5 protein-coding genes are annotated in these 9,430 nt (G+C 61.5%); 2 read left to right on the top strand and 3 right to left on the bottom strand.

What is annotated here, in order from left to right; all coding sequences use genetic code 11:
• Positions 1-107 precede the first annotated feature (107 nt).
• Positions 108-1,205, bottom strand: a complete 1,098-nt coding sequence (locus tag ABI_RS14030; RefSeq protein WP_157138901.1) for a helix-turn-helix transcriptional regulator — start codon at positions 1,203-1,205, stop codon at positions 108-110.
• A 316-nt stretch (positions 1,206-1,521) separates the two neighbouring features.
• Here ABI_RS14030 and ABI_RS25260 point away from each other — a divergent pair, with 316 nt between their 5' ends.
• On the top strand, positions 1,522-6,432 hold the full coding sequence (locus tag ABI_RS25260) for a beta strand repeat-containing protein (protein WP_050808298.1): 4,911 nt from the start codon (positions 1,522-1,524) through the stop codon (positions 6,430-6,432).
• Between the two features lie 309 nt (positions 6,433-6,741).
• Here the strand turns inward: ABI_RS25260 and ABI_RS14020 are convergent, their stop codons facing one another.
• Both ABI_RS14020 and ABI_RS14015 read right to left on the bottom strand, forming a co-directional pair.
• A complete protein-coding gene (locus ABI_RS14020) occupies positions 6,742-7,653 on the bottom strand; it encodes a VOC family protein (RefSeq protein WP_006273677.1) in 912 nt (303 codons plus the stop codon).
• Positions 7,650-8,792: a Gfo/Idh/MocA family protein gene (locus tag ABI_RS14015; RefSeq protein ID WP_040309274.1), complete on the bottom strand. Its 1,143-nt coding sequence runs from the start codon at positions 8,790-8,792 to the stop codon at positions 7,650-7,652. The genes ABI_RS14020 and ABI_RS14015 overlap by 4 nt, the downstream gene beginning before the upstream one ends.
• 178 nt (positions 8,793-8,970) lie before the next feature.
• On the opposite strand from ABI_RS14015, the gene ABI_RS14010 reads away from it, so the two are divergent.
• Positions 8,971-9,423, top strand: coding sequence for a response regulator (locus ABI_RS14010; protein WP_157138900.1), 453 nt, complete (start codon positions 8,971-8,973; stop codon positions 9,421-9,423).
• Positions 9,424-9,430 lie beyond the last annotated feature (7 nt).

Genomic DNA, 9,430 nt, shown 5'->3' with positions numbered 1-9,430 from the left:
AAAGCGCGTTTCCACGGAATCAAATCTGAAAACGCGCGGAGCGTGTAAACGAAAAAATTAGACCGGGTTGTGTTCTGTCAAACGCTTCCATCTGAACACAACCCGATCTAATCTAGAGACAGGGCGGCCACCAGTTCCAGTTGCGACTGGACGCCGGCCTTGTCGAATATACTGCGGATCTGGGTGCGGATCGTGCCGATCGACTTGCCGGTTTCGTCCGCAATCGATTGAGGGCCGCGGCCGGCCGCCAGTTGGGCCGCTACCATGGCCTCGGCGGGTGTCAGCCGGAACAGTTGGCGGGCCAGCTCTGCGGTGCGCCGGGTTTCCTGGCGCATCGTCCTGGCGACCACCAGGGCCGACAGACCAAAGCGGCGATGCTCACCCGGAAGGGCCGAAAATTCAAGGTGCAGATAGTCTCCGCTGTCTTCGTCGCGCATCACCATGGTCTCGGCCACGCCGGACGCCACCTTGGCCAGGCCGAGATCGAAGCGGCGTGAGTCGCCATCGTGCCGCGAGGTCAGGCGCCCACGCGCCACCTTCAGCCATCGGCCGTCGGCAAGCAGGTCTTCGCCGCGCGGCGACATGGCACGGATGGCCCCGGCGCCGTCGCACACAAAGGCGGCGGTCGACAGCGCATCCAGCAAGCTGGTCACTAGGCCGAGGCTCTGGTTCTCTATGGCCAACTGTGTGCGGACCGCGTCGCGGGCGTGCGGCGCGATCGCTGCATATGCCTGCTTTTCCTCAGCGCTGTAGGATCCCTGCGCGTCCCTGCGCCCGACCGCCATGCCGACCATCATGTCGTCAAGTCTTAGCAACGGGCTGAGGCAGGTGATCTCCAGCCCGTAGGTCCGAATCCAGTCACCAAACGCAGGTGTGCGGCGGCAATCCTCGGCGGTGGTGAAGTCGGTGTCATCCAAAACCGTCAGTTCCGGCGCGCGTGCACCGATGCGGACGCGCGAATTGATGCGGCTGTCGCCGCCACCGGCCATCAGGAATTCGGCGCCGGCCTCGGCCGGAAGTCCCGTCATCCAGTTGAAAGGAATGGCGGCATGATCGCCAAGGCCGATAAGCTGACCGACCTGAGAGTTTGTCGCCGTGGCCAAATTCTCGAGCGCTTCGACCCACGATCCGCCCGCCGTCGGGCCAAGGCTGGCGCTCCGGAAAGACTCAATGGCCGCTGTCACCGCGGCGTCGTTCACTGACACAAGCCCATCCCCTGAGCGTCCCCGGGACATTACCCGACGGGAACATTACGAGAATGTCATAGAGTGCAGAAATGTCAATGCCCTCAAAGTGTTAGAAAGTCGCCCACAGGTTGCCGGGCCTTCGCGCGTACGGTGTAAGCCTGCCGCTTTCTGCGCCATCTACCTCATATTGGGTATGCGCTGACAGGGGTATCGATGATTTCTTCTGTCACCATCGCGCCGCCGTGGGGGCGTTTCGCGCGTGAAGTCCATACCACATCAACCAAAGGTGGCCGGGATCCCAAACACCGGCCCGCTACTCACAGGGTGCTTCGTTATGTTGTCGATAGACGTTCAGGACCAGTCGCAGGTCAATACCGAGAATAGCGACGCCAATTCTGCCGAAAGCATTACCCTGCTGTCCGATGGCAAATACGTCATCACCTGGAATACGGGCAACCTGGAACCCAACCTGGACTTTGGCTGGTATTGGGCCGATGTCCATGCGCAGATGTACAACGCTGACGGCACCAAGTTCGGCGATGAGTTGGTGGTGAACTCCACGACCTACCATGATCAGGCTGGCTCCTCGGTCATTGCGATGAGTGATGGTGGTTTCATCGTCATGTATCAGTCGACAACCTATGATCCGCTGACAATCCCGACCCAGGAATTTGTCGTGCTGGGGGCTTCGGTCCTCGCTCAGCGCTTCGACAGCAACGGCAATCGCGTCAACCTTCTGGGAGACCCTCTGGGGGACACCGGAGAAGTCATTCTGGCGCCTTCAGGTTGGACGCCCGTCGTGGCGCAGGCGGCTGACGGCAGCTTCCTGGTCGCGTGGCAAACCAACGTCGGTGGGGTCGCCGGCTTTCAGTTGACCTATTACGACGAAGAGGGCGATTTAGCGGCAACGACCTTCCACGCGGCGGTTCATACCGATTCCATGCCAGCCGTCGTCCTGCTGCAGTCGGGCGCCATGCTGCTGTACCTGAACGGTGCCTCCGGCCAGGGGCAAAACATCTACGGTCAGATGTTCAACGCGGTTGGTGTCGCGGTTGGTCCCCCCGTCCTGATCAATACCTACACAACCTCGACGCAACAACTGCCCCAGGTCGCTTCCGCCGATGGCGGCGGCTTCATCACGGTCTGGGCCAGCAATGGCCAGGACGGCTCCTCCTACGGCATCTACGGCCAAGTCTTCGATAGCGCGGGTGCCCGCGTCGGTGTTGAGTTCCGGCTCAATACCACGACTTTGGGCTCGCAAAACGTGCCGGATATCACCGCGCTCGACAATGGCAATTTTGCCGTCGTGTGGCAAAGCAACGGACAGGACGGTTCCAGCTGGGGCGCCTATCTGCAGATCATCGACAGCGCCGGCACTCTGGTCGGCGGCGAAATCCAGATCGCCGACGAAACCATCGGCAGTCAGTCGCAGGTCAAGGTGACGTCGGACGGCGACACAATTTTCCTGACCTGGTCAGGCATCGATGCCGAGGGTGACACCAACCTCTTCACCCGGAACTTTGAGACAACAACGTCGGCACCGGCCGATGACAATGCCAATGTTTTGACCGGCGACGACCTCGCGAACTTTATCGACGGCCTGGGCGGCGATGACCTGATTGATGGCGCGAATGGCCAGGATACTCTGACCGGCGGTGCCGGAAACGACTCGCTGAACGGTGGTGACGGCAATGACGTACTGAATGCCGGGGCGGGTGATGTGGTCGATGGCGGCGAGGGTACCGACCGCCTGGTCCTCGATCTTGCGACCCAAAGCGATCCGGTGTTGGCTGGCGCTAACCCCAACGACTATACGATAACCTGGGGGACTGTCGGTGTGGTCGCGACCGGGATTGAGGCCATCACCCTGACGACAGGCAATGGCAATGATACCGTCAATGGGCTTGATGGCAACGACATCATCAATACCGGCAACGGCTTCGACCGCGTTTATGGCGGCGGTGGCGCGGACTATATCAATGTCGGCACCGGTGGCAGCATCGTCTGGCATGCGGCGAACCAGACCGCTGGCCTGGCGGTTGAGGACAATGCGGTCGACACGATAATCGGCGGGATGGGGGGCGACACGATCTATGTCGGCCTGGGTGATACGGCCGACGGCGGCGGTCAACCCGTCAACATCATCGATCGGGTTTTCGTCTCCTTCTTTGGCAGCGCGTCGGCTCTCAATCTCGACCTGTCGACCGGCAACGCCTTTGCGACCCTGGGCGCGGCTGCAGGCGGCACCTACACCAATTTTGAAGAAATCGGCGTTTTCGGCTCGATCCTCGCCGATTCGATCGTGGGGACGGCCGGCAGCGATCGTATCTTCGACCTCGCGCCTTTCGACGGCGCAGGCGGCAATGACACCTTCTTTGGCGGTGCCGGGAATGACTTCCTGTCGGCTGGCAGCGGCGCCAACCTCATGGATGGCGGCGACGGTAATGACGTCATCTACAACACCAGCTTTGAATCTGAGACCCTGATCGGCGGTGCCGACAACGACATCGTGTTTTACGGATCCAGCGCGCCAGTGGACATCATCGGCAACGGGGCCGACAATGTCGATGGTGGCGCCGGGCTTGACGCGCTCGATTACTCCAAGCTGGTGGCCGGGGTAGCCGTCGATCTGTCGCTTGCGACCGAGCAGAACACTGGCTTCAATCTGCTGACGGTAACCGGGGTGGAGAACATTCTCGGCAGTGCCAGTCATGACAGTCTTGCCGGCAATGACGAGGCCAATGCGCTGACGGGTGCGGCCGGCAACGATGTCCTGGATGGGGCAGGCGGTCTGGGAATCGATACACTGACGGGCGGTTTGGGCAACGATACCTTTATCATCCGCGGCGGCGACATGGCGCTGGGTAATGATGGAGATGACGTCTTCCGCATCATGGAGCTCAACGGCGAGGATATCGAACTCATCGGTGGCGCCGGCCTCGACACGATTGACGCCAGCCTGGCGACGGCCGCTGTCAATGCGGCGCTCGACGGAGATGAGGATTTTGAGGTTTTCCTGGGCTCAGCATTTAACGATGCCTACGACACCAGTGCCGTCACCATCAGCCTGCAACGCAACCTGCGTGGCGGCGATGGTAATGACACGCTGAAGGGCGGCCTCGGCAATGACTCCCTCTTTGGCGACAGCGGCAATGACTGGCTTGACGGCGGCGCCGGTATCGACACAGCCACCGGCGGTCTGGGCGACGATACCTACATCGTCGACACCACCAGCGACGTCGTGATCGAGCTAAACGGCCAAGGCATCGATACTGTCGAATCCCTGGTGAACTTTGCCCTGTCGGCGAACGTTGAAAACCTGACCCTTACGGGTTCGGGTGATATCAATGGAACCGGCAATGGCCTCGGCAATGCTCTGCGCGGCAACGCGGGCGTCAATATCTTGAGCGGGCTCGGCGGCAACGACAACTACTATCTCGACCAGGCCGGCGACACCATCGTCGAACAGGCTGGCGGCGGCAGCGATACGGTGGTGACGGGGTTCGGGTACACGTTGCTGACCAATTTCGAGCATCTCGTCTTGACGGGGGGCGAGAACCTGACCGGCACGGGCAACCTGGCGGCCAACCGCCTGACGGGCAACGACGGTAACAACCTGCTGGACGGCGGCGCCAGCAACGACACTATGGCCGGTGGCCTGGGCGACGACACCTTCATTGTCAATTCGGATGGCGATGTCGTCACCGAACTGGACGGTCAGGGTACGGACACCGTGCAGTCTTCCCGCACCTACACCCTGAGCAGCCACATCGAAAACCTGATCCTGACAGGAACCGGCGCGCTCACCGGGACGGGTAACGCGCTCAACAACAGCCTGACCGGCAACGACGCCGTCAACTGGCTCGACGGCGGCGCCGGCAACGACACCCTGGCCGGAGGCATAGGCAACGACACCTATGTCGTCGATGCATCCGGTGACGTCACCACCGAAGCCGAGGGCGCCGGGACGGATACGGTTCGTTCCAGCGTGAGTTGGACACTGTCGGCCAATACCGAAATCCTGCTGATGACGGGTACCGATGCGGTCGACGGCACCGGCAACGAACTGAACAACATCCTGACCGGCAATGCGGCGGTCAATGTGCTCAGCGGTGGGCTGGGCAACGACACCTACAATGTCCAGAACACCACCGACACCGTGGCCGAGAGCACGGGCGAGGGCACGGATGCCGTGCTGTCGAACGTGACCTTTACGCTGGGGGCCAATGTCGAGAACCTGACCCTGATCGGCAACAACCACGTCAATGCCACAGGGAACTCCGGCAACAACGTACTGATCGGCAATGTCGGCAACAACATCCTGACCGGCGGCCTGGGCGACGACACCTACTACATCCAGAACATCGCCGACCAGGTCCAGGAACAGCACCTGCAGGGCACCGATACGGTTTACACCACGGTGACCTATTCGTTGTTCGGCCGGGCGATCGAGAACCTGTTCCTGATGGGGACCGGCAATCTCAATGCCACCGGCAACGGCCTGGCCAATGCCCTGACCGGCAATACCGGTGATAACATCCTGAGCGGTGGGGCGGGCAACGACACCTACTACGTCCAGAACGTCGGCGACAGCGTGATCGAGAACGCCAATGAAGGCATCGATACGGTGGTCTCGACCGTCACCTGGACCTTAGGCGCCAACATCGAGAACGCGACCCTGACCGGTAATCAGCACTTTAACCTGACCGGCAATGCCCTGAACAACGTTCTGACCGGAAACACCGCCAACAACAGCCTGACCGGCGGCCTGGGTGATGACACCTATTACATCCAGAACGTGGCCGACAATGTCGCAGAACAGCATTTCCAGGGTACCGACGTCATCTATTCGACGGTGACCTACAGCCTGTTCGGTCGCGCTGTGGAAAATCTGATCCTGCAGGGCACCGCCGATCTCAACGCCACTGGCAACAGCCTCAACAACATCCTGACCGGCAATGCCGGCATCAACCGTCTGGAAGCCGGTGTTGGCAACGACACCTTCAGCGGTGGTCTGGGGGCGGATGTCTTCGTCTTCCTGGCGGCCAGCGGCAAGGATACGATCAACGACTTCTCCGGCAGCCAGAACGACACCATCAACGTCAATGCCTACACGGCAGGCGTCGCCAATGCGGCCATGGTCACGCAGTTGGGCGCCAACGTCATTGTCAACCTGGGTGGCGGAAATACGGTCACCGTGTTGAACGCAAGCCAGGCGGATGTGCTGGCGCACATGGTCTGGTAATCGCGATATCGCGTGATAACCTTCGGGGGCGGGCGTGAAAGCGTCCGCCCTTTTTCTATGAGGCGACCATGTCACGCGATACCGTCAACGTCATCTGCGCCGCCTTGCCGAAGAAGATCCTGGCCGGACTGGCGCCGGTTTAACCGGCTGCCGCGGAGTGGCAATATCGTTGGTTTGGAACCGCGAATGAACGCCAATAAACGCGAACAAGGAAAGAGCGCCAATAGCGCTCAGAAATGCAAATCTTCGAATTTGCAGATGACCATGAACATTCGCGTTCATTCGCGTTCATTCGCGGTTCCAATATCTTTACGGCTCGGGATCCTCGGCCGTAAACGGCGAGCAGCACGGCTTGCCGGCGGCCTTGAACTCCATCACCTCTGCGCGGGTGCCGTCGGGATCGAACAGGTTTAGCTGCCACTTGGCGTCGCGGCCGATCTTGGGCAGTTCCTCCTGGCCGGTCAGCCGGTTCTCATTCCATAAAAGCGTATAGCTGTCGCGGATATTGGGCACACCCAGGGCGAAGTGGTTGAGGATGCCGGCGATCTTCTGGCTCATGCCGGGCGGAATGCCCTGCGTCTCCGGTCCGCTGACCAGCATATATTCCAGCCAGTCGCGGCCTTCCGGCACCTGGATCGAGATCCAGGTGTGGACATGCTCCTCGAAACCGCCGGCCCAGTACGGTTTGAACTCCAGGATGTCGCGGTAGAATGTATCCTGCTTCGCCCGGTTATGGATGATGAATCCGACATGCATCATCCGGTGCGACAGCGGATTGACCGGGATGTCGGGCAGGGGCTTCGGTGGCTGGACGAACTCGACGACATTGCCCTCCGGATCGGTGACCGAGAAGTACAGACTGCCGTCCGTTCCCTGGCTGACCGTGGCTGGCACCACGACCTTCTTGAAGGCCAGATAGGCACGCAGGCCTTCCGCATCGGTGGTTACAAAGGCGACGTGGTCAAGCCGGTTGATGCCTTCGCCCTCGGGCAGGGGCAGGACCTCGACGAACTGCGCCGGCGCAAAGTGATAGCGCACCCCCTCCGGGTTCTCACCATTGGGCTGTTTCACCCCGCCCAGGTTGCGGGTGTAGAAGGTTTCGCTCTTGGCCATGTCGGCCGAATAGACGGCAATGTGCGATACACCGGTGATAGGTGGGCGCACCGGCTCGGCAAACGCCGGCGTTGCCGTCAGCAGGGCCAGGGCGATCAGCGCCCTCACAGCGTCACCTCGGCGCCGCCCCTGGCCGCGCTCTGGTAAATGGCCTGGATGACCTTTACGTCGCGCAGCCCCATCTCGCCCGGCGTGGTATGCGCCCGGCTGGCCAGGACGGCGTCGGAGAAGGCTTCGATCTGGTTGGTGAACTGGCTGACCGGATTGCCGGCGCGCGGGCTCGACGAGACATAGTTCTTGGTCAGCATCATGCCGATATTGCCATAGTCCATCGACGGCGACAGCAGGATATTGCCCTCGCTGCCGAACATCTGGTGGCGGCTCGCATAGGTGTAGCAGTAGGAGGACGAGCCCTGGGCGCTAATGCCCGAGGCAAAGCGCAGGCGCCATTCCACACCGCCCTCGACCTCGGCAAAGCGCGGATCATCCTTCGGGTAGGAATAGACGGCGGTGACCGATATCGGGTCCTCGCCGGCGGCCCAGATCGCTGCGTTCAAGGCGTAGATGCCGATATCGTACATCGACCCGCCACCGGCCAGGGCCTGTTCGGCGCGCCACTTGTGCGGCGGCCAGTCCGGACTGAGGTCGAAGCCGGCGTCGCCTGAGACATGGCGCAGCTTGCCGATCTCGCCGGCCTTGAGACGGCGGACGGCATCGGCATTGTTGGGCTCGAAATGGCAGCGATAGGCGACGCCCAGCTGCTTTCCGGCGGTCTTGGCAGCGGCGATCATGGCTTCGCATTCGGCGACGGTGGAGGCCATCGGCTTCTCGCACAGCACATGCTTGCCGGCTTTAAGCGCCCGGATTGTGTAGTCGGCATGCAGGCCGGGCGGCAGGGCGATATAGACGCAGTCGATGTCCTTATTGGCCGCTATGGTATCGAAATTGCCGTAGTCGTAGAGCTTCGACACGCCATAGGCGGCACCGAGGTCGCGCGCCTTCTGCGGATTGCCCGAGACCAGGGCGGTGATGCGGGTATTGCTGGCATTGCGGAAGGCCGGCATCATCTGGCCGGTGGCAAATGTCCCAAGCCCGACGATGGCCCAGTGCGTCGTCTTGTCGGGTTGCGGCAGATCCGGATTGCCCAGCAAGGGTTGCCCCGCGGCTTGCGGTGTGGCGGCGGAAACGCTGGTTGCGGCCAGGGGCAGGGCTCCGGCAGCCAGCAGGAGGCGACGGCGGTCGATCATGGGTATCCTCTCCTCTTCTTTTTCCTGAAGGTTAATGCCGATATCGCCCAAGGTCAAACCTATCCTGCGGCAAGGTCTGGCCTCATCGATGCACAACGTGGGGTATTCTCGCGACGCATACCACTGTGTAACTATTTCAGGTTAAGCTGCGGAGAGAAACCTGTGTATGGTACCGCCGATGAGCCCTCCGAATTCCTTTGGTCAGCCTGACGTCGCCAAGCGCCCGGCGCGTCCCCGCCACCGTCCGTCGCTGGCCGGGCTGCGCGTCCTGGTCGCCGAAGATGTCGAGATGGTCCGCGACTTGCTGACCATCCTGCTCACACGCGAAAAGGTGGTGCTGACTACCGTGATCGACGGCGCCCAGGCGCTGGCCATGGCCGAAGTTCAGGATTTCGACATCATCCTGATGGACATGAACATGCCCGTCATGAGTGGCTTTGAAGCCACCCGCCGCATCCGTCTGCTGGAAGGGCCGCGCGCCAATGTGCCGATCCTGGCCCTGACGGCGAATGCCTCCAAGGCCGAGGTCGCCCAGTGCGGCCGCGCCGGCATGGATGGCCACGTCGCCAAACCCTTTACCCCGGCCGTCCTGATGGACGCGATCGCCGACCTGCTGTTCAGCGAAGAATAGAGCGGGC

This window comes from Asticcacaulis biprosthecium C19 (genome assembly GCF_000204015.1).
GTDB lineage: Bacteria > Pseudomonadota > Alphaproteobacteria > Caulobacterales > Caulobacteraceae > Asticcacaulis > Asticcacaulis biprosthecius.
The sequence above is the reverse complement of the archived record's forward strand: the minus strand, read 5'-3'. Positions and strand labels throughout refer to the sequence as shown.

Bases quoted from the DNA above. Each gene is read 5' to 3' on its own strand.
- ABI_RS14010 (WP_157138900.1), top strand. From the start codon at position 8,971: ATGAGCCCTCCGAATTCCTTTGGTCAGCCTGACGTCGCCAAGCGCCCG.
- ABI_RS25260 (WP_050808298.1), top strand. From the start codon at position 1,522: ATGTTGTCGATAGACGTTCAGGACCAGTCGCAGGTCAATACCGAGAAT.
- ABI_RS14015 (WP_040309274.1), bottom strand. From the start codon at position 8,792: ATGATCGACCGCCGTCGCCTCCTGCTGGCTGCCGGAGCCCTGCCCCTG.